This is a genomic window from Vibrio ostreae (assembly GCF_019226825.1).
GTDB classification, from domain to species: Bacteria; Pseudomonadota; Gammaproteobacteria; order Enterobacterales; family Vibrionaceae; genus Vibrio; species Vibrio ostreae.
Genome location: NZ_CP076643.1, coordinates 3,335,966 through 3,354,833, shown reverse-complemented (window position 1 = coordinate 3,354,833; position 18,868 = coordinate 3,335,966). Strand labels below are relative to the sequence as shown.

Genomic DNA, 18,868 nt, shown 5'->3' with positions numbered 1-18,868 from the left:
CAGCGTTAATCTGTCGCCGCTTTTAAATCTTTTAACCGGATCCCCAGCACTAACGCGGTGAGGAAATAAACAATTGCCCCCAGTGCGATCAGAGCTGTTAACATCAGGCCGCGCTGCATCAGTCCCCAATCCAGCCAGACAGACATGGCTTGCATCTGCCACAGAATGGCCGCGACCATAGCGCCCCCGGCCAGCGCGAGACGGATAATAAAACGCATGGTCTGTGCCGAAACCCGATATACCCCTTGCAGATGCAGACCCCGGTACAGCAGCGCCATATTGATGAAGGCAGACAAAGCCGTTGCCGCCGCCAGGCCGACATAGCCGTAAAACCAGGCGAAGATGGCATTGAACACTATGTTGCTCAGCATCGCAATGATGCCGTAACGGACCGGGGTTCGCGTATCCTGGCGAGAGTAGTAACCCGGTGCCAGAACTTTAATCAGCATAAAGTTCAGCAGGCCAGCTGAATAGGCCAGCAGTGACGCCGATGCCATCTGCACATCTTGCGGCGTAAACTCACCACGCATAAACAGCACCATCAGCATCGGCTTGGCTAACACCATCAGACCCAGCATCGCCGGGACCCCCAGCAGAATAACCATTCGCACCCCCCAGTCCATGGTATGGGCAAAGCCATCGCTGTGTGCATCGACGTGGTTACGCGATAGCGCCGGCAGAATAACGGTCGCGATCGCGATACCGAACAAACCAAGCGGAAACTCAAGCAGGCGATCCGAATAGTACAACCAGCTGATCGAGCCGGTATGCAGAAAACTGGCCACAAAAGAGTCGAACAACAAGTTGATCTGACTGACTGAAACACCAAATAAAGCCGGAATCATCAATGTGCGAATTTTAACCACTCCGGGATCTTTCCAGCCCCATTTGGGTTTCACCAGCACACCGGCCTTGATTAAAAACGGCAATTGAAACAAAAACTGAACCAGACCGCCTAAAAACACCCCTATTGCCAGGCCGACTTCTGGTTGCTCAAGGTTTGGCGAAACAAACCAGGCACACAAGATCATCATGACATTGAGAAACACTGGCGTAAAAGACGACACGGCAAATTTGCCCAGGGTATTCAATACCGCCCCAGACAGCGCAACAAAGGTGATGAACCACAGATAAGGAAAGGTAATCTTAAGCAGAAAACTGGCCAGCTCGAATTTGGGGGCTGCCGGGCCGTCATTGAGCCAGTCCAGAAACCAGCCCGCCCCAAACAGAGCCGTCACCGCACCCGAGCACAAAACCCCGATTAAAGTAACGATAGTCACCAGCACCCCCAACGTACCAGAGGCCCGGGCGATAAGTTCACGGGTTTTATTGAGGTCACCACTGGCGTGATACTCGGTCAAAACCGGCACAAAAGCCTGCGAGAAAGCACCTTCAGCAAACAGACGACGTAAAAAATTAGGAATGCGGTTGGCAAAGAAAAAGACATCCGCACTGGCTCCTGCGCCCATTAAGTTCGCGACCACTATGTCCCGAACCAGGCCCAGGACGCGCGAAATCAACGTCATGGCACTGACTATCATGCCTGACTTGAGCAAGCGTTTACTCACGGTAACCTCGAAAAATACGCGAAAACAACATTATCTTTCCCTGCCACTAAATAATGTCAGTGAGAGATCAGATAAGTATTAGCATTGGCAAAAAAATACTGTTAGAATCCACGCCATCTTAACCGCGAAGACCTTCCGATACCAAACTTGTTTGGCTTAGATGGGTTTTTGCACAAATCATTTGACAATTAAGTGCAAATAGGGGATATTTCCGGCCCTTAAATTGTCACCGAACTAAAGTTTTTGGGAGTTAGACCCTTGGCAAACTGTAAATCTGCTAAGAAGCGCGCTATCCAATCTGAAAAACGTCGCCAGCACAACGCTAGCCGTCGTTCAATGATGCGCACTTACATGAAGAAAACTGTTGCTGCAATCGCTGCAGGCGACAAAGAAGGCGCAACTGCTGCATTCGCAGCTGTTACACCAATCCTGGACCGTATGGCAACTAAAGGCCTTATTCACAAGAATAAAGCAGCTCGTCATAAGTCTCGTTTCGCTGCTGCTATCAAAGCTCTGTAATCAGAACTTGATAACCCAGTGATAAAAAAAACCGGCTTCTGCCGGTTTTTTTATTGCCTGTCATTTTTTATCGACCGAATTACTGATTTTCAGCTCAATGATTCATCTCGATAGCATCGTAGCCCCAGCGCTCTTATCTCCGTAACCTGCCTGCTTGTCTACGGATAACAGCAAAAACGCTGACACTACGGCCAAATTAAGGCTCGCAGTACAACCGATGCAGTAACTCAATCATCAACTTTACTTCATCACTGCTGAGCGTGTAATACACAGTTTGTGCTTCTTTACGCGTCTCAACTAAACCATCCCTTCTCAGCCAGGCCAAATGCTGTGACAACGCTGACTGACTCAATTCCAGTCTGCCACACAGTTCCCCTACGGATAGCTCCTGATTATGCAGTAAGCATAGGATCTGCAGCCGTCTCTCATTCGCCATCGCCTTTAACAGCACCACTGCCTGAGCGGAGTTTTGTTCCATTTCTTGTAGGTTCATGAGTAAGCCTCTTTGACATAACCGTTTCAGCCAAACCATGGCATTTATTTTTATTCACAAACGGCCTGCGTCCTTGACCGCCAAGTACTTACGTACTTCCGTCATGATGGATATCCCACAATCTGGGTCAAAAAACCCGGACTGTCCATCAGTTCGCCTCAAATTACCGACATCATCATTGCCCAAGAAAGCGGTTACAAAGAGATTATCAGTGGCGTGATAGTAATCTATTTGTAAACAGTAATAAAATATTCATTCAAATAAATTGCTGAAATCAGCATCATAAACATTCTTTACCGCCGGATGCTGAATCATTCGTTCGGCAAAAATAACGTAGTATTCCTCTTTAATTTCTTCAATCCGGCTGACCAGTTGCAGCGACAATTCCTGCTCCATCTCATTCATATACATCAGCGGAGCCATAAAAATCACCTCGGGATGATAGCGGGCAAATGCTTTCATTAACGCTGCGTCATCAAATTCGCCCAGAATATTGGGCTGGATTCCCTGATGATCAAACCACTGGCGTACTTTTCTCCCCATCGCTGTACGACTGCCCGGGATCAATAATTTACGCTGTTCCAGTACCGCCGGATAATCACTGTTATCCAGACTGCCGCTGGAAAAAAAGCCCATATGACTCTCACCGAGCTTTTTACTGAATAAACCCGGGCTTTGACCGGAATCCACCGGACAATCCGACAAGATCATATCCAGTTTATGTTGTGATAACTGCTCCAGCAGCATTTCGTGGGTCGATTCGAAACAGCGTAAATGGATGCTGTTGTCAGCCGGCACTGTGGTCATCAGGATTTTACTCACCAGCCGTTTCGACAGAGCATCGGCTACGCCAACATCAAACAACACATTATTGCGCTGACTGTAATTCACAATATCCAACATCTCGTAACTGAGGCCAAACATGCGGTCGGCATATTTAAAGACTAACTGACCCAGTTCCGTTGGCTCAAGGCTGCGTCCGTTGCGCTTAGTCAGCTTGCCCGCCATGCGTTCTTCCAGCGCTTTGATCTGGCCGGTAACCGTTTGCGGAGTCAGAAACAGTGCATCCGCAGCTTTAGTCACGGAACCTTGTTTGCACACCATCCAGAAATAATAAAGATGGTTGTAATTAAGATGAGACATAGTAATTGCCAGTCATTGATAAACCTAGTGAGTGAGTTTGTTTATAACAGAAGCCCTGACCGCTTCGCAACAAACTCGATATTTTCGAAGCAAATACACAAAAAACTCAGTAATTACGAAACAAATCCCTTTCAATATGACAGTGCTGACATAAATTTTATCGCCAAAATGGCTAAAAAGGAGCTGAGCGTTAAAATTTTTTCTTTCCCCAGCGGCAGAGTTCAATCAAAAAAAACAACTTAAAAACAGTTAATTACAAAACAATCAACCAAGCCAGTCAGTACAGAAAATGAGCTAAATGACAAACCACTCGATTTGAAAGCGTTCTGTCATATTACTGCAATATTCACGCTCTACTATCGCGCACAGATTCAACAACCGACCACACAATATCCAAGGGTCAATGGAGAAAACAATGATCAACCAAGCAACTTCCGCAGCTGCGCCAATTTCAAGTACCACACGTTGGCTGCGCTGGGCAAACTTGGGTTTCATGCTGTATCTGCTGCTATTAGCGGTGGCTATGGTGGGCAGTGGCTTTAAATTGGCCACAGGTGATCAGGCTAAAGTCCTGTTTGAATTTGCCTCCCATCCGATTGCTGGCCTGATGATAGGCCTGGTTGCAACCGCACTGATTCAGTCTTCCAGTACCGTAACTTCTATTATTGTTGGTCTGGTTGCCGGAGGCCTGCCAGTTGAAACCGCCATTCCGATGGTGATGGGTGCTAATATCGGCACAACAGTCACCAACACCCTAGTCAGTCTTGGCCACATGCGTTGTAAAGAAGAGTTCAAGCGCGCTTTTGCCAGCGCCACGATTCATGACTTCTTTAACGTGCTGGCAGTCGTCATCTTCCTGCCACTGGAAATGATGTTCGGCATTTTGGAAAAAATCTCCCACTGGCTGGTATCACCTCTGCTGGCAACGGGCGACATGAGCATGAAAGGGCTCAACTTCATTAAACCAATCACCAAACCTGTGATCAGCGCGCTGCAAGATCAGTTTGCCTCATTCGGGGACGTGCTAGGTGGTGTAGCCCTTATCGTACTGGGTATTGCGACCATCTTTGTCGCTATCACTGTGATGGGCAAACTGATGAAGAGCCTGATGGTGGGTCGCGCTCGTGACATTTTGAAAAACGCCATCGGCCGCGGACCGCTGCACGGAATTTTTTCCGGCACCGTAGTCACCGTTCTGGTTCAGTCGTCATCAACCACAACCAGTCTGATGGTTCCTCTGGTGGGGACTGGCGTGCTGAAAGTACGCGAAGTGTATCCATTCACTCTGGGCGCAAACATTGGTACCTGTATCACAGCACTGCTGGCAGCAACGGCGGTCTCCGGTGAGTTCGCGGTGTTTGCCCTGCAAATAGCTCTGGTACACCTGACCTTTAATGTCCTGGCAACGGTACTGATTTACGGCGTGCCTTTCCTGCGTGAACTGCCACTGAAAGGCGCAGATGCGCTGTCAGAAATGGCCGTCAAAAACAAAGCTGTAGTGGCGCTGTATCTGCTATCACTGTTTATCCTGCTTCCGGGTGTGATTCTGGCGCTGAGCTCTTAAGCGCCCCATTGACTCTGATCAAAGCGCTCTCCCTTGGAAGCGCTTTTTTATTAACTGAATCAGGAAGGCTCAGCCTTACTATAGATTGTCGCCGGCCGATAAGTTGACTCAGGCAAAAATAGGTTGCTACAGACAAGAAAACGCCGCTAACAAGCGGCGTTTTCTATATTGCAGCGGACAGCAGGGTCAGACCGAGAACGGATACTGAATCGGGTCATGGAATTCATACCCCGTGACTTCAAAATCATCCAGCGTCACCCAGGTTTCCAGATCGTGCAACGATTTGATATCCGGGTTAATGTGGAACTGCGGCGCTGTCAGCGGCTCGCGCTTGAGCTGAACATCACGCATCAGTTCAAGCTGATCCTCATAGATATGCGCATTGACAATCTTGTGGAATGCCTGACCCGGCTTATGACCGGTAATCTGCGCCATGATGGCCAAAAACGCATACACCTGAACCATGTTAAAGTTCAGCCCGAGCGGAACATCACACGAACGCTGCGTACTGTTCAGGTACAAGGTATCACCCAGCAGAGAAAAATGATGACTGTACATACACGGACGCAAACAGCCCATGTGAAACTCACCCGGATTGTAAAAATTAAGAATTTCGCCGCGATCATCAACACCGCGACTCAGATCATCAACAATCTTTTTTAACTGGTCGATATGACCACCATCCGGCTTGGCCCAGGCGCGGCCCTGTACACCGTATACCCGACCCATGTCATCGTCACCTTTGCGATACGGATTATTCAGCCATGCCTGATTGAGATTGGCATTCGCATCCCAGGTTTTCGTCCCCAGTTTGCGAAAATCTTCCGCACTGTCATAACCCCGGATATAGCCCAGTAACTCAGCCACTGCCGCTTTCCAGAAGCTTTTCCGGGTGGTCACCAGTGGAAACTGGTTATTAGCCACATCATAAGTGAGATCGGCATTAATCACCGTCAGACAACGTTTACCGGTGCGCTCATTCTCAACCCATACGCCTTCATCGACGATGCGCTGACAAAGATCTAAATACTGTTTCACTACTAACCCTTACTTCGCCGCAGCCTGATCCTGGAACCGGCCGCGTTTGTAGGCCCATACCATTAAGAGTACGCCGCCAAAAATCATTGGTGTGGAAAGAATTTGCCCCATTGAAATGATACCGCCAAACAAGCCTAACTGGGCATCCGGTTCACGGACAAATTCAACCAGGAAGCGGAATGTACCATATCCGGCCAAAAATAGCCCTGATACCGAGCCTAAAGGACGAGGCTTCTTAATAAACCAGTTGAGAATAAAGAACAGCACCACGCCTTCCAGAGCAAATTCGTACAGCTGGGATGGGTGACGCGGCAACGGCCCCGCCCCCGGGAACACAACCCCCCAAGGCAGATCGGTCGCTCGTCCCCATAGCTCACCATTCATAAAGTTACCTAAGCGCCCCATCCCCAGGCCGAACGGCACCAGCGGTGCGACAAAATCCGCCACACCAAACAAGGTGCGCTGATTTTTATGCGCATACCAGAACATGGCCGTAATAACGCCAAGCAGACCACCATGAAATGACATGCCGCCGGTCCACACTTTAAACAGGTAAAGCGGATCATCCAGGAACATCTCGAAGTTGTAGAACAGCACATAGCCAACCCGGCCGCCGATCACTACCCCAAGGAAAGCGGCAAACAACAGATCAGACACCTGCTCACGATTCCAGCCACTTCCCGGCTTATCGGCCCGGCGGTTCGCCAGCCACATAGCAAACAGGAAACCAACCAGATACATCATGCCGTACCAGCGCACAGAAACTGGCCCGATAGAAAAAATGACGGGGTCAATATTAGGAAACTCAAAATAGCCCTGAGACATAAATTAGTATTCTCTTGTTTTTGGATAAATCAGATTATTGCATCAACATAGATACAGCGACGAACATCAGAAAAACGGCAAAGAAACGCTTCAGAACCGCGGTAGGTAAACGGGTAGCCAACCGGGCGCCGATCCGGGTAGTCAGCATTGAGGTTGAGGCAATGGCCACCAGCGCAGGCAGATAAACATAACCCACACTGTACTTAGGCAGCCCTTGGGCATGAAAGCCATGCAACACAAAGCCGAGCATACCGGCAATCGCAATCATACAGCCACACACAGAAGAAGAACCGACCGCTTTTCGCATCTCGACACCGTGGTGATTGAGGAAAGGCACGGACAAAGAACCGCCGCCAATCCCGGCCAGGCTGGAGACAATACCGATGCCGCTGCCGTACAGACCAGTCAGCGCCGCCCCCCGGCATCGGTCGCGTTCGGGTTGATTTGATTGAGCGGAACATCTGCAGCGCCAATAGCACAACAATGACACCAAACACTTTTGGCAGATACTCACTTGGGATCCATTCTGCGATCACCGAGCCAAGAAAACCACCAGCCAGCACGCCGGGTAGTAGCCATTTGACGACAAACATGTCGACGTTACCCAGTTTAAGATGATTGATTGCAGATGAGCCAGAGGTCACTATGATGGTGGCGAGCGAGGTCGCTAAAGCCAATTGCATGATAATGTCCGGTGTAATTCCGGCATAAGGCAACAGAAACAGCAGAGCCGGTACTACCACCAGCCCGCCGCCGATGCCCAGCAAACCCGCCAGCACACCGACCACTGACCCCAATAACAGCAACAGGGCCATTAATTCTATATTCACATTCTGTTCCTATTTTTTTCCCGCACGTACGAAGCCGGCAAAGCCTTTGTCCTCGAAATAAGCCAGCATCATATTATAAATTTCTTTTCCGTAAGGTTGCATCAGCGCTTTGTCAGCAAGCGCGCTCAGCTCGGTCAGCTCGGAATGACGAATCAGATATTTAACCCGAGCCACGTTAGAAGTGTTCATACTCAGGGCCTGATAGCCCAGACCAATCAACAGTAGCGAGCCAATCGGGTCACCCGCCAACTCACCACACACACAAACCGGAATGTTGTGACGCTCACAGATCTGCTGGATCTGCTTAAGTGCCATCACCACCGCAGGATGCATCGATTCATAGACATCAGCAACCCGGGAATTGTTCCGATCGACGGCCAACATATACTGGGTCAGGTCATTCGTTCCCACCGAAACAAAGTCGATTTTATCGGCGATCAACGGTAACAGGTACAACATAGAAGGCACTTCAACCATGATGCCGATTTCCGGCATACGAACCCGGGCGTCGAGTTTAACGCTCTCTTCATAGGCCTGATGGATAAGTTTGATCGCATCATCGAGTTCCTTGGTACCAGAGATCATCGGCAGCAGAATGCTCAGATTATGATGCTCACAACTGGCGCGCAACATGGCCCGCAGTTGAATGAGAAAGATGTCCGGGTGATCGAGAGTAAAGCGAATCCCGCGCCAGCCCAGGAACGGGTTATCCTCTTCAATCGGCAAGTATGGCAACGGTTTATCACCACCGATATCGAGTGTACGCATCACCACCCGCTTGTCAGGGTAGGCCGAGAGCACCGTACGGTATTGCTGAATCTGCTCCTCTTCGGACGGGAAACGGTGCTGGAGCAGGAACGAAATTTCGGTACGGTATAGCCCGACCCCATCGACGCCCTGATTGACGGCTATATTGGTGTCGGCACTCAGGCCCGCATTGAGCAGCAATTCGATACGCTGACCATCTTCGGTAAACGCCGGCTCCGCCATGGCCTCATTGACCATTTGCGACAATTCACGCTCTTCATTAGCCAGAGAGCGGTATTCAGCCAGAATCTGTCTGGCCGGAGAGATAAACAGCTTACCGCTGTAGCCATCGACAATCCCGATTTTGCCGTTAATCTGCTTAAGATTAAGCGATACCCCCATTATGGCCGGGATCCCCAGCGCACGCGATAAAATCGCCGCGTGAGAGTTGGCCGCCCCTTCCATCGAGACCACAGCCAGTAACTTATCTTTTGGCATAGCAGCCAGAACCGACGCTGTCAGTTCTCGCACCACCAGGATAATCGGCTTGTCGATCTGCTGCTGTTCATGTTCGGTGTTGTAGAGGAAAAAGAGCAGGCGCTGACCTAGTTCACGCACATCCTGGGCCCGCTCACGCAAATAGTTGTCAGACATGCGGGCAAAACGGTTGGAATAAGATTCCACCACCTGACGCAGCGCCCAGTCCGCGCGATCACCTTTGAGGATCTGCGCTTTAAGATCCTTACGCAACATCGGATCGTTGAGTAAGTGGGTAAACAGGTCGAAGATCGCCAGGGCTTCTTTATTGATTTCACTGTCGAGCTTTTTACGCATTTTACGAAAATCGCCCAGTGCACTTTCAATTGCACGCGCCAGCCACTCCTGTTCACGATCCATATCAAGGGTAGAGGCAGGGGCAACATCGTACAGCTGTGGCTGTGAGTCATCCCACCACAGCTCGCCAATTGCCACCCCGGATGAAGCCGGAATACCACTGATGGCCTGCTGCTTTTTACTCAGCAGCCAGTGACCCTGGGTCTGGGCATGGGCAATAATCACGGCCAGCTGAGCCGCCAGAGTGACCAGGAAAGAGACTTCCATTTCGCTAAACAGACGTGGCGATTTTTGCTGCACAACCAGCACGCCCAGCACCTGTTTACGGTAAATGATCGGTGTACCAAGAAACGACTGGTACACCTCTTCACCAAGCTGCTTGAAATATTTGAAATTGGGGTGTTTAGACGCTTCCGCCAGGTTAATCGGCTCAGCAGAACGTTTGACCAGGCCAACCAGGCCTTCATCAAAGTCGATCAGGATTTTATCCCCTTTGAACTTCAGGCCCTGGGTTGCCATCAGTTCGAGACGATGCATCTCCTCATTGGCGAGATAGACAGTACAACATTCAGTGCTCATCGCACTGCATGTCTGCTTTACAAAAATATCCAACGCCTGATAGACATCTTCTACCTTTGAAACTTGTTCAACTATATCCCGTAGCTGAGAGAGCATCGCTATCCTCTTCGATTTTTGCGCTTACCTTTCACTTTTCGTTCTCTAAACGGCATCGCTAATGACGCAAACTCTTTCATGGCACGACGATAAACATCACGCTTAAAAGAGACCACTTGTCTGACTGGATACCAGTAACTCACCCAGCGCCAACCATCAAATTCAGGGGTGCTTCCACGTTGCATGTTAATTTTAGCTTCATCGCAATCCAAACGCAGTAAGAACCATTTCTGTTTTTGTCCAATACAGACCGGCTGAGAGTCCCACCGAACCAGACGTTTTGGCAGTTTGTAACGGAGCCAATGACGACTGGTTGCAATGATTTTGACATCTTTTTTTGTTAAACCAACCTCTTCGTAAAGCTCCCGGTACATTGCCTGTTCAGGAGATTCACCCTCATCGATTCCGCCCTGGGGAAATTGCCATGAGTGTTGTCCGTATCGTTTCGCCCAGAATACCTGACCATGGTTGTTACAAATCACAATACCGACGTTAAGCCGGTAACCATCGCCATCTATCACTGGCAAACCTCTATTAAAATCTTAATTGCTTTGATTTTTCCACATATCCCCAACAGGAGCAAACTAACTAATGTGATTCACCTAATATTTATCGCTGACAAGTGCATAATTGAATAACTTTTACTCAAATTTTAAGTTATCAACAAAAGAGTGAGATATAGACCACATTTATTCACGTTTTCTGTGAATAACCATGTGAAGAAGAGTGTGAACTGTGCAAAAACACCTACGAAGAGTCACATCACCGGATTGGACAAAAATCACAAAAACATCAATAAAACCTTAAATATCAATAAATAATGTAAATTTAATTTATTATCACATCAGGGCAGGTGTCGAAAGATCATTCAAAAACCAACAGTGCTCAAAGATCCACCAACCCAGCTGTTATCCACACAGATCCGGAAAGCTACACTTTTAATCTGCCTGAAAAACAACAAATCCCTGTGGCAACCCCCTGTTCATGCATACATACCCCATAAATTTCGCCCTATAAACACCAGGAACTGTGGATAACTATGGTAATGATGATCTTTTATCCACTTTGATCAATTTATCTGCATGATCCTCTGCCCGTCATTTTTTGTTACTATAGGCTTTTTACGACCGCAGTACGCTTTATGAAACCTGAACCCCAGAGCGAACAAGAATTACTCGATCGGGCCTGGCAGATTGCCGGTGTCAGCTTTGCCGATCTGGCCGCGGAAGCCGCGATACCAGTGCCCAACGATCTCTCCCGGGACAAAGGCTGGGTCGGACAATTACTGGAATGGCATTTAGGCGCCAGTGCCGGCAGTAAACCGGAGCAGGATTTTGCCAAACTGGGCATCGAGCTGAAAAGTATCCCGATCAGCTACAGTGCTAAACCGCTGGAAACCACGTTTGTTTGTGTAGCACCGCTGACCGGAATACACGGACTGACCTGGGAACAGAGTCATGTGCGCCATAAGTTATCGCGTGTGCTGTGGATGCCGGTGGAAGGTGAACGGGAGATTCCACTGGCCCAGCGCCGGGTCGGATCGCCGCTGCTCTGGAGTCCGTCGGCGCAAGAAGAGGCGATGCTAAAGGCGGACTGGGAAGAATTAATGGAGTTTATCGTGCTGGGTAAAGTCGGCCAGATCACCGCCCGCCATGGTGAAGTCCTGCAACTGAGGCCCAAAGCGGCCAACGGTAAGGTCAAAACCGAAGCCTACGGCAGCAATGGCAAACCAATTCGCACTCTGCCGCGCGGGTTTTACCTGCGTACTCAGTTTACCGCCCGAATCCTGGCTTCGTATTACGCCTGAGACGGAGTGTTGACCGGATCAGGCAGTTGAACAACAGTAATCAGAGATGCAGGCAGGCCCCAAAGGCCTGCCTGCAATAAATCAGTCTAGTGCCGGGTTAACGGCAGAGGGATCTCACTGTATCTCTGCCCTCCCTCTAAACCACACTCTTCGTAAGCGCAGCTCATACGCAGGTAAGCCTGAGCAAATCCAAGCTGGGCTAATTCCTGTTTAGCGGCATCCAACGAGGAAAAATGCATCGGCTCATCTCCTTTCATCAAAGGTTCAATCCGGTGCCTGACTTCGACCCCAAGCGTGTAGTGCGTGGCATCAGCACATCCTATGACATATACCTTGGGCAGGGGTGCCCCCGGCTTATGCATACCATGCAACCATTTATCCAGTTGTTGTTTGTGCATACGTCACCTCCTTACTATCCAGTGTAGCCGACTGATGACCAGGCTCAATCTTTTACCATGCCGAGCGCCGCACTCAGTGTGCGAACAAATTTCATTTCCTTTTGCCCTGACGGATGGCTTATAGTGGGATTGAAATTAAAAGCCGATGTGTTTCAAGATGCTATCCATTCAGCCTGTACGCCTCTGATCAGAGTTAAGTCTGATACGGCTCATGGACGATAAGGATCAGCCCTCTGTTTGCACTCAGACAAGGAAGGATTATGCAATACACTAAACTGCCTCACTCAAGCCTTGAAGTCAGTAAACTGTGCCTCGGAACCATGACATTCGGAGAGCAAAATACACAGGCAGAAGCCTTCAGTCAGCTCGACTACGCCCTGGAGCGCGGGATCAATTTTATTGATACTGCAGAAATGTATCCGGTGCCCCCGACAGCAGAAACGCAGGGCAAAACGGAACAATTTATCGGTAACTGGCTGGAGAAATCCGGTAAGCGTGAAAAAGTGCTGCTGGCGACTAAAGTGGCCGGCCCGCGTAACGTACCGCACATTCGCGATAATATGGCACTCGATCACCGCAACATTCATCAGGCGATTGATGACAGTCTGAGCCGCCTCAAAACCGACTATATCGATTTATACCAGTTGCACTGGCCACAACGTATCACCAATACCTTTGGTCAGCTTAACTATCCGCATTCAGAACAACAGTCGGAAATTACCCTGATAGAAACCCTCGAAGCACTTAACGATCTGGTGCGAATGGGCAAGGTTCGTTATATCGGCGTATCGAATGAAACACCGTGGGGTCTGATGACCTATCTGCGTCTGGCCGAAAAGCACGATCTTCCGCGTATGGTCTCGATCCAGAACCCGTACAACCTGCTCAATCGCAGTTTTGAAGTCGGCTTGTCAGAAATCAGCCATCACGAAGGGGTTAAGCTGCTGGCTTATTCACCAATGGCATTCGGCGTGCTGAGCGGTAAATATCTCAATGGTGCACGGCCGCAAGGCGCGCGCTGCAGCCTGTACGAGCGCTTCAAACGTTACTTTACCCCGCAGGGTCTCAAGGCAACGGAAGCGTACGTGAATCTGGCCCGTGAGTTCGGTCTGGATCCGGCCCAGATGGCGCTGGCATTCGTCAATCAACGTCCGTTTGTTGCCTCGAATATTATTGGTGCCACCAATCTTGATCAGTTGAAATCAAACATCGACAGCCTGGATGTGGTGCTCAGCGATGAGCTGATGACTAAAATTGAAGAGATTGGCATCCAGTACTCCAATCCCTGCCCATAATTGCAATCATGGCAGTAATCCGGGACTGGCTTATCACCAGCCCCGGACCGTTACGTCGGTATTCGCGCACTGAGTATCCGGCGCAGATGACGCACACGGCGTTCTACTTTGACTTCATCCGGCTCGCTATGACCAATCGGACGACCGTCCGGTTGCAAACCGATATCTTTGAGCAAATGGGTATTATGCCAGGGCAAGTCATAAGCACTGCGACGCACTTTACGTTTCCAGGCACGCTCTTCACGGTGGAGGTCGGCTCGCAGTAACAGGGTAGCCAGCTGCAGATAAATTGAATGACGCATGAGGTTTCTCCAGTTATTAATTCTGACTGGGAAAACAGACCTGACGGTGGGTATAAAAAAGTGGTAATCCCTGTGCGCGGCTGTTTTCCGCAGCCTGACAGGGTACGGATTAATTTACGACGATGCTGAAATCAGGCAATCATGACCTCGAACCACCACAACAGCGGTCACAGATTTGATAGCATGATGGCAAGCGCGATGCAGATGAACAGAATTGAACGTTGTCATGTTGCGCCTCCCAGCAAAGTCATTAATCCAAAAAGAAGTGTATTTTCAGTAAGCTAGGCTTACGGTTAAATAATAATCAACTGAGAATATTGTTCAACCCTTAATCTTGTTTAGTGGCTAAAACAATGCATCCAGCCAGAATCAAGGCCATCACCAGTTGTATATAATGAAAATCAATCCATTGATTCTGGATATGCAATGCTTTTCACTGCCTGAGTGTTTTATCAGCGATAAAAAAAGCCACCGAAGTGGCTTTTTACGGTCAATTAAAATGACCCGTCCGAAATCAGATTGTGTTTATTGAGCAATCGGTACATGGTGGCACGCGACACACCGAGCTCCTTCGCCGCAGTCGAAACCTGGCCGGAATGGGATTCCAGCACCAGCAACAGGGCATCACGCTCGCTACGCTCGCGAATGCTTTTCAGGCTGCGCTTGCCGTCACCGCGCTTAGGCAGATCGAGATCCGACTCTTCCAGCATCACTGAATCCGACATCAGCACGACGCGCTTAATCTGATTCATCAACTCACGCACATTACCCGGCCAGTGATAGCGGGTCAGCACACGCATCGCATCCTCAGAAAAACTACGCGCCTGGGCGTTGTACTCTTTGGAATACTCCACCAGAAAATGCTTCGCCAGTATAGCAATGTCACTGGCGCGCTCTTTGAGACTAGGGACGTTAATGCGCAGCACATTGATGTAATGGTACAGCTCTTCGTTAAAATCACCGTCGATCAGGGCTTTCTCAATATCCGAGGCATTCGCGGCCAGAATACGCACATCCACCGCTTTCATTCCCTGCGCCGTTTCCACCGTCCCTTCCTGCAGAAAACGCAACAGGTTAAGCTGCTGGCTTTTTGGCATGGTAAGAATATCGTTGAGCAGCAAGGTGCCGCCATCGGCCTGATAAAGCAACGGCGTCGACCCTTTATCATCACAGCCGATGCCAAACAATTCGCATTCGAGGCGGCTTTCTGACATCGCACGACAGTTAACCGAGACAAACGGTTTCTGCGCCCGGGCTGAGGTTTTGTGAATCGCTTTCGCCACACTCCCCTTGCCGGAGCCGTTCTCACCATAGATAAGGATGCTGACATCGGTCGGGCCGATACGCTTGATTTGATCGCGCAGACGCTTAACCGGGATCGAATCGCCCATCAGACCCATGTCACCGTTCGCACCAAAATGCGGCCAGACCTTTCTCTCCAGCTTGAGCATACCGAGCTGGTGACCGATAGTACTCAGCAACTGGGCATCCGGGATCGGGGCAGTAAAGAAGTCGATACAAAAGTTGACGATAAACTGGCAAATCGTATCTGAACTGAGCTGAGACTCGCGAATAAACGCCAGCCAGCGCACTTGTTTATGGCTGCTGACCAGATTGGCAATACCATTAAGGCTGAATTCATCGTGGCTGAGATCCACAATACCAATACATGGCCCTGTTTCAGAAAACAGCAGATCGGCTTTACGCAGATCCGCGCACTGCGTGCAACGCCATCCTACTTGTTCTAAAACCGATAACCAGGGCTCGTAGGTTCCACCGACTACGATCAATGAACCCGGCACGGAATCCATGCGGAATTGAGTACCCATCAACTGATTCCTTATTGTTATACCATTTTTATCCAGTGCGACTTTTGGCACTTTCACCACTGACGCTACATTAACGGCACTTGTGAGTGGAGTCTGTCTCAAACATAAGACTATAAAGAAAATTGAAAACTTTCTAGCGCTCAATAACGCAAAAGCGCCATCTTGCTTCAAGAAATAGCGATGAAATTCATCCGGCAAAAACCGAAAATCACCACAAATAAAAAAGCCGCCATAACTGGCGGCCTTTATTGATATTGTGAGCAGTTACGCCTGAGGACGCATTGCTGGGAACAAGATCACATCACGAATAGTGTGCGTGTTGGTGAACAGCATCGCCAGACGGTCGATACCGATACCCTGCCCTGCTGTTGGTGGCAGGCCATGTTCCAGAGCAGTAATGTAGTCCGCATCGTAGAACATCGCTTCATCATCACCCGCATCTTTTGCTTCAACCTGAGCTTTAAAACGCGCATCCTGATCTTCAGCATCATTCAACTCCGAGAAGCCATTGGCGACTTCACGGCCGCCGATGAAGAACTCGAAGCGGTCAGTGATGAACGGGAACTCGTCGTTACGACGTGCCAGCGGTGAAATGTCTGCCGGGTAACCGGTGATGAAGGTTGGCTGAATCAGTTTTGGCTCAGCAGTTTCACCAAAGATCTCTTCCAGCAGCTGACCACAGGTCCAGAACGGTTCTACCTCAACATGCACAGATTTCGCGATGGCGACCATGTGCGCACGATCCTGAACTTTATCGTAATCCAGCGCCTGAATCTCAGCGTGATCCGGGTTGTAGTGCTTAATCGCTTCCAGCATACTCATGCGGGCGTAAGTACCACCAAACTCAACCGTCTCATCACCGTAAGGCATTGACGTTGAACCCAGTACATTCAGAGCAACTGTGCTCAGCATCTCTTCCGTCAGATCCATCAGATCTTTGTAATCTGCGTACGCCTGGTAGAATTCCATCATGGTGAATTCAGGGTTGTGGCGTGGTGACAGACCTTCGTTACGGAAGTTACGGTTGATTTCGAATACACGATCAAAACCACCCACAACCAGACGCTTGAGGTACAGTTCAGGTGCGACACGCAGGTACATATCGATGTCCAGCGCGTTGTGGTGAGTCACGAACGGACGGGCAGTGGCACCACCCGGGATCACGTGCATCATCGGCGTTTCTACTTCCAGGTAACCTTTTGAGCTCATAAAGTTACGGATAGCCGCGACCAGCTTAGAACGGATAATAAACGCGTGACGTGAATCTTCATTGACGATCAGATCGACGTAACGCTGACGGTAACGCATTTCCTGGTCAGTCAGGCCGTGGAATTTTTCCGGCAGAGGACGCAGTGCTTTGGTCAGCAGTTCGTACTGTTCCATGTTGACGTACAGATCACCTTTGCCGGACTTGTGCAGCGCGCCTTTAACACCAACGATATCGCCGATATCCAGACCGTGGTACTGCTCTTTCAGTGCTTTTTGTACGTCTTTCGATGCGTAAGCCTGAATGCGGCCAGACGTTTCCTGGATCACCAGGAAAGGACCACGTTTTGCCATCACACGACCTGCAATCGCCACGACGTGATTCAGCGCTTCCAGCTCTTCTTTGCTCTTTTCACCGAACTCGGCTTGCAGATCGCCCGCCAGGCTGTCACGACGGAAATCATTCGGATGACCGTTCGCCTTACAACCTTGACGGATATGCTCTAACTTACTGCGACGCTCTGCAATCAGTTTGTTTTCTTCCTGCGTGATTTGTGCTTGATTCGTTTCATTTTGAACAGCATCAGTCATTTTGCATGTACCCTGTTTTGTCGGTAAAAAGCTTAAAGACCTGATTTCAGGCTAGCTTCGATAAATTTGTCTAGGTCACCGTCAAGAACCGCTTGCGTGTTACGGTTTTCAACGCCGGTGCGTAAATCTTTGATTCGCGAGTCATCCAGTACGTAAGAACGGATCTGGCTGCCCCAGCCAATGTCCGACTTCGCGTCTTCGTTGGCTTGCTTCTCAGCATTTTGCTTTTGCAGTTCAAGCTCAAACAGTTTTGCGCGCAGCTGTTTCATCGCCTGATCTTTGTTTTTGTGCTGAGAACGGTCATTCTGACACTGCACCACAGTGTTGGTCGGAACGTGGGTAATACGTACCGCAGATTCCGTGGTGTTCACGTGCTGACCACCCGCACCAGACGCGCGGTATACGTCGATACGCAGGTCAGCAGGGTTAATATCAATTGCGATGTTGTCATCAATCTCTGGGTAAATGAATGCAGAAGCAAACGAGGTGTGACGACGGCCGCCGGAGTCAAACGGAGACTTACGCACCAGACGGTGAACACCGGTTTCGGTGCGCAGCCAGCCGTAAGCGTAATCGCCGGAAATCCGTACCGTAACCGATTTCAGACCGGCAACTTCACCTTCTGACACTTCGATAACTTCAGTCTTGAAGCCTTTGGCATCTGCCCAGCGCAAATACATGCGCAGCATCATTGATGTCCAGTCTTGTGCTTCTGTACCACCGGAGCCCGCCTGCAAATCGAGGTAACAATCAGAGCTGTCGTGGTCGCCGGCGAACATGCGACGGAATTCCAGCTGTTCCAGCTTGGTTTCCAACTCGTCCAGTTCAGGGCCGATCTCATCGAACGTTTCCTGATCTTCTGCTTCAATCGCCAGTTCCAGCAGGCCTTCGACATCTTCGAGGCCCTGGTCAAGCTGATCGATAGTATCGACCACAGCTTCCAGAGAGGCACGTTCCTTACCCAGCGCTTGAGCACGCTCAGGTTCGTTCCATACGTCCGGTTGTTCTAATTCTGCATTGACTTCTTCTAGACGCTCTTTCTTGGCGTCATAGTCAAAGATACCCCCTCAGGACATTTGTGCGCTGTGACACATCCTGAATACGGTTTTTAATTGGATTGATTTCAAACATGATTGCTTTTGCTTAATGAATAGAATTTAACCGCAGAATTCTACTGAAAAATGTGACGAAGATACAGGAAAAA

Annotated in this window: 16 protein-coding genes and 1 pseudogene; 4 read left to right on the top strand and 13 right to left on the bottom strand. The window is 49.6% G+C overall.

What is annotated here, in order from left to right; genetic code table 11:
- Nucleotides 1–5: 5 nt before the first annotated feature.
- Nucleotides 6–1,568, bottom strand: a complete 1,563-nt coding sequence (gene murJ, locus KNV97_RS21610) for a murein biosynthesis integral membrane protein MurJ (RefSeq protein ID WP_218562734.1) — start codon at nt 1,566–1,568, stop codon at nt 6–8.
- A gap of 258 nt (nt 1,569–1,826) precedes the next feature.
- Here murJ and rpsT point away from each other — a divergent pair, with 258 nt between their 5' ends.
- Nucleotides 1,827–2,087 (top strand): 30S ribosomal protein S20, encoded by a 261-nt coding sequence (rpsT, locus tag KNV97_RS21605; protein ID WP_136486266.1) that lies wholly within the window; start codon nt 1,827–1,829, stop codon nt 2,085–2,087.
- 196 nt (nt 2,088–2,283) lie between these two features.
- Here the strand turns inward: rpsT and KNV97_RS21600 are convergent, their stop codons facing one another.
- A complete protein-coding gene (locus KNV97_RS21600; protein ID WP_136486264.1) occupies nt 2,284–2,580 on the bottom strand; it encodes an ArsR/SmtB family transcription factor in 297 nt (98 codons plus the stop codon).
- A 252-nt stretch (nt 2,581–2,832) separates the two neighbouring features.
- Nucleotides 2,833–3,723, bottom strand: coding sequence for a transcriptional activator NhaR (nhaR, locus tag KNV97_RS21595; RefSeq protein ID WP_136486262.1), 891 nt, complete (start codon nt 3,721–3,723; stop codon nt 2,833–2,835).
- Between the two features lie 415 nt (nt 3,724–4,138).
- Between nhaR and KNV97_RS21590 the strand changes: the two genes are divergently transcribed.
- Entirely contained in the window at nt 4,139–5,287 is a 1,149-nt protein-coding gene (locus tag KNV97_RS21590) for a Na/Pi symporter (protein WP_218562733.1), read from the top strand.
- Between the two features lie 186 nt (nt 5,288–5,473).
- Here the strand turns inward: KNV97_RS21590 and KNV97_RS21585 are convergent, their stop codons facing one another.
- The 5 genes and pseudogenes from KNV97_RS21585 to rppH all read right to left on the bottom strand — a co-directional run bounded on the left by KNV97_RS21585 (nt 5,474) and on the right by rppH (nt 10,757).
- The gene (locus KNV97_RS21585) at nt 5,474–6,325 is read right to left on the bottom strand and encodes a thymidylate synthase (RefSeq protein ID WP_218562732.1); all 852 of its coding nucleotides are present in this window, start codon (nt 6,323–6,325) and stop codon (nt 5,474–5,476) included.
- Between the two features lie 9 nt (nt 6,326–6,334).
- Nucleotides 6,335–7,150 carry a prolipoprotein diacylglyceryl transferase gene (gene lgt / locus KNV97_RS21580; protein ID WP_136486256.1) on the bottom strand — a complete coding sequence of 272 codons (816 nt, stop codon included), beginning with the start codon at nt 7,148–7,150 and terminating at the stop codon, nt 6,335–6,337.
- Nucleotides 7,151–7,256: 106 nt separating this feature from the next.
- A pseudogene (locus KNV97_RS21575) lies at nt 7,257–7,965 on the bottom strand (sulfite exporter TauE/SafE family protein); the annotation flags it as partial.
- A 24-nt stretch (nt 7,966–7,989) separates the two neighbouring features.
- Nucleotides 7,990–10,236: a phosphoenolpyruvate--protein phosphotransferase gene (gene ptsP, locus KNV97_RS21570; protein ID WP_218562731.1), complete on the bottom strand. Its 2,247-nt coding sequence runs from the start codon at nt 10,234–10,236 to the stop codon at nt 7,990–7,992.
- Nucleotides 10,237–10,238: 2 nt separating this feature from the next.
- Nucleotides 10,239–10,757 carry an RNA pyrophosphohydrolase gene (gene rppH, locus KNV97_RS21565; protein WP_168797031.1) on the bottom strand — a complete coding sequence of 173 codons (519 nt, stop codon included), beginning with the start codon at nt 10,755–10,757 and terminating at the stop codon, nt 10,239–10,241.
- Nucleotides 10,758–11,377: 620 nt separating this feature from the next.
- Between rppH and mutH the strand changes: the two genes are divergently transcribed.
- Nucleotides 11,378–12,043, top strand: coding sequence for a DNA mismatch repair endonuclease MutH (mutH, locus tag KNV97_RS21560; protein ID WP_136486248.1), 666 nt, complete (start codon nt 11,378–11,380; stop codon nt 12,041–12,043).
- Between the two features lie 86 nt (nt 12,044–12,129).
- Here mutH and KNV97_RS21555 read toward each other — a convergent pair whose 3' ends face one another.
- Entirely contained in the window at nt 12,130–12,441 is a 312-nt protein-coding gene (locus tag KNV97_RS21555; protein ID WP_136486246.1) for a DUF6482 family protein, read from the bottom strand.
- A 260-nt stretch (nt 12,442–12,701) separates the two neighbouring features.
- On the opposite strand from KNV97_RS21555, the gene KNV97_RS21550 reads away from it, so the two are divergent.
- Entirely contained in the window at nt 12,702–13,736 is a 1,035-nt protein-coding gene (locus KNV97_RS21550; protein ID WP_218562730.1) for an NADP(H)-dependent aldo-keto reductase, read from the top strand.
- 50 nt (nt 13,737–13,786) lie between these two features.
- Here KNV97_RS21550 and KNV97_RS21545 read toward each other — a convergent pair whose 3' ends face one another.
- From KNV97_RS21545 to prfB, 4 genes are all read right to left on the bottom strand, one after another.
- Nucleotides 13,787–14,038 (bottom strand): DUF1127 domain-containing protein, encoded by a 252-nt coding sequence (locus KNV97_RS21545; RefSeq protein WP_136486242.1) that lies wholly within the window; start codon nt 14,036–14,038, stop codon nt 13,787–13,789.
- A 494-nt stretch (nt 14,039–14,532) separates the two neighbouring features.
- Nucleotides 14,533–15,867: a cyclic-di-GMP-binding transcriptional regulator VpsR gene (vpsR, locus tag KNV97_RS21540; RefSeq protein WP_136486240.1), complete on the bottom strand. Its 1,335-nt coding sequence runs from the start codon at nt 15,865–15,867 to the stop codon at nt 14,533–14,535.
- Nucleotides 15,868–16,131: 264 nt separating this feature from the next.
- The gene (gene lysS, locus KNV97_RS21535) at nt 16,132–17,664 is read right to left on the bottom strand and encodes a lysine--tRNA ligase (RefSeq protein ID WP_136486238.1); all 1,533 of its coding nucleotides are present in this window, start codon (nt 17,662–17,664) and stop codon (nt 16,132–16,134) included.
- 32 nt (nt 17,665–17,696) lie between these two features.
- Nucleotides 17,697–18,795 (bottom strand): peptide chain release factor 2 gene (gene prfB, locus KNV97_RS21530; RefSeq protein WP_136486236.1). Its coding sequence is split into 2 segments (ribosomal slippage): nt 17,697–18,719 and nt 18,721–18,795, totalling 1,098 coding nucleotides; the frame shifts between segments, so codons are not numbered across the junction.
- Nucleotides 18,796–18,868: the final 73 nt, after the last annotated feature.

Excerpts from the sequence above, each read along its gene's own strand:
- KNV97_RS21600 (WP_136486264.1), bottom strand. The coding sequence starts at position 2,580 with ATGAACCTACAAGAAATGGAACAAAACTCCGCTCAGGCAGTGGTGCTG.
- nhaR (WP_136486262.1), bottom strand. The coding sequence starts at position 3,723 with ATGTCTCATCTTAATTACAACCATCTTTATTATTTCTGGATGGTGTGC.
- KNV97_RS21590 (WP_218562733.1), top strand. The coding sequence starts at position 4,139 with ATGATCAACCAAGCAACTTCCGCAGCTGCGCCAATTTCAAGTACCACA.
- lgt (WP_136486256.1), bottom strand. The coding sequence starts at position 7,150 with ATGTCTCAGGGCTATTTTGAGTTTCCTAATATTGACCCCGTCATTTTT.
- ptsP (WP_218562731.1), bottom strand. The coding sequence starts at position 10,236 with ATGCTCTCTCAGCTACGGGATATAGTTGAACAAGTTTCAAAGGTAGAA.
- mutH (WP_136486248.1), top strand. The coding sequence starts at position 11,378 with ATGAAACCTGAACCCCAGAGCGAACAAGAATTACTCGATCGGGCCTGG.
- KNV97_RS21555 (WP_136486246.1), bottom strand. The coding sequence starts at position 12,441 with ATGCACAAACAACAACTGGATAAATGGTTGCATGGTATGCATAAGCCG.
- KNV97_RS21550 (WP_218562730.1), top strand. The coding sequence starts at position 12,702 with ATGCAATACACTAAACTGCCTCACTCAAGCCTTGAAGTCAGTAAACTG.
- KNV97_RS21545 (WP_136486242.1), bottom strand. The coding sequence starts at position 14,038 with ATGCGTCATTCAATTTATCTGCAGCTGGCTACCCTGTTACTGCGAGCC.
- vpsR (WP_136486240.1), bottom strand. The coding sequence starts at position 15,867 with ATGGGTACTCAATTCCGCATGGATTCCGTGCCGGGTTCATTGATCGTA.
- lysS (WP_136486238.1), bottom strand. The coding sequence starts at position 17,664 with ATGACTGATGCTGTTCAAAATGAAACGAATCAAGCACAAATCACGCAG.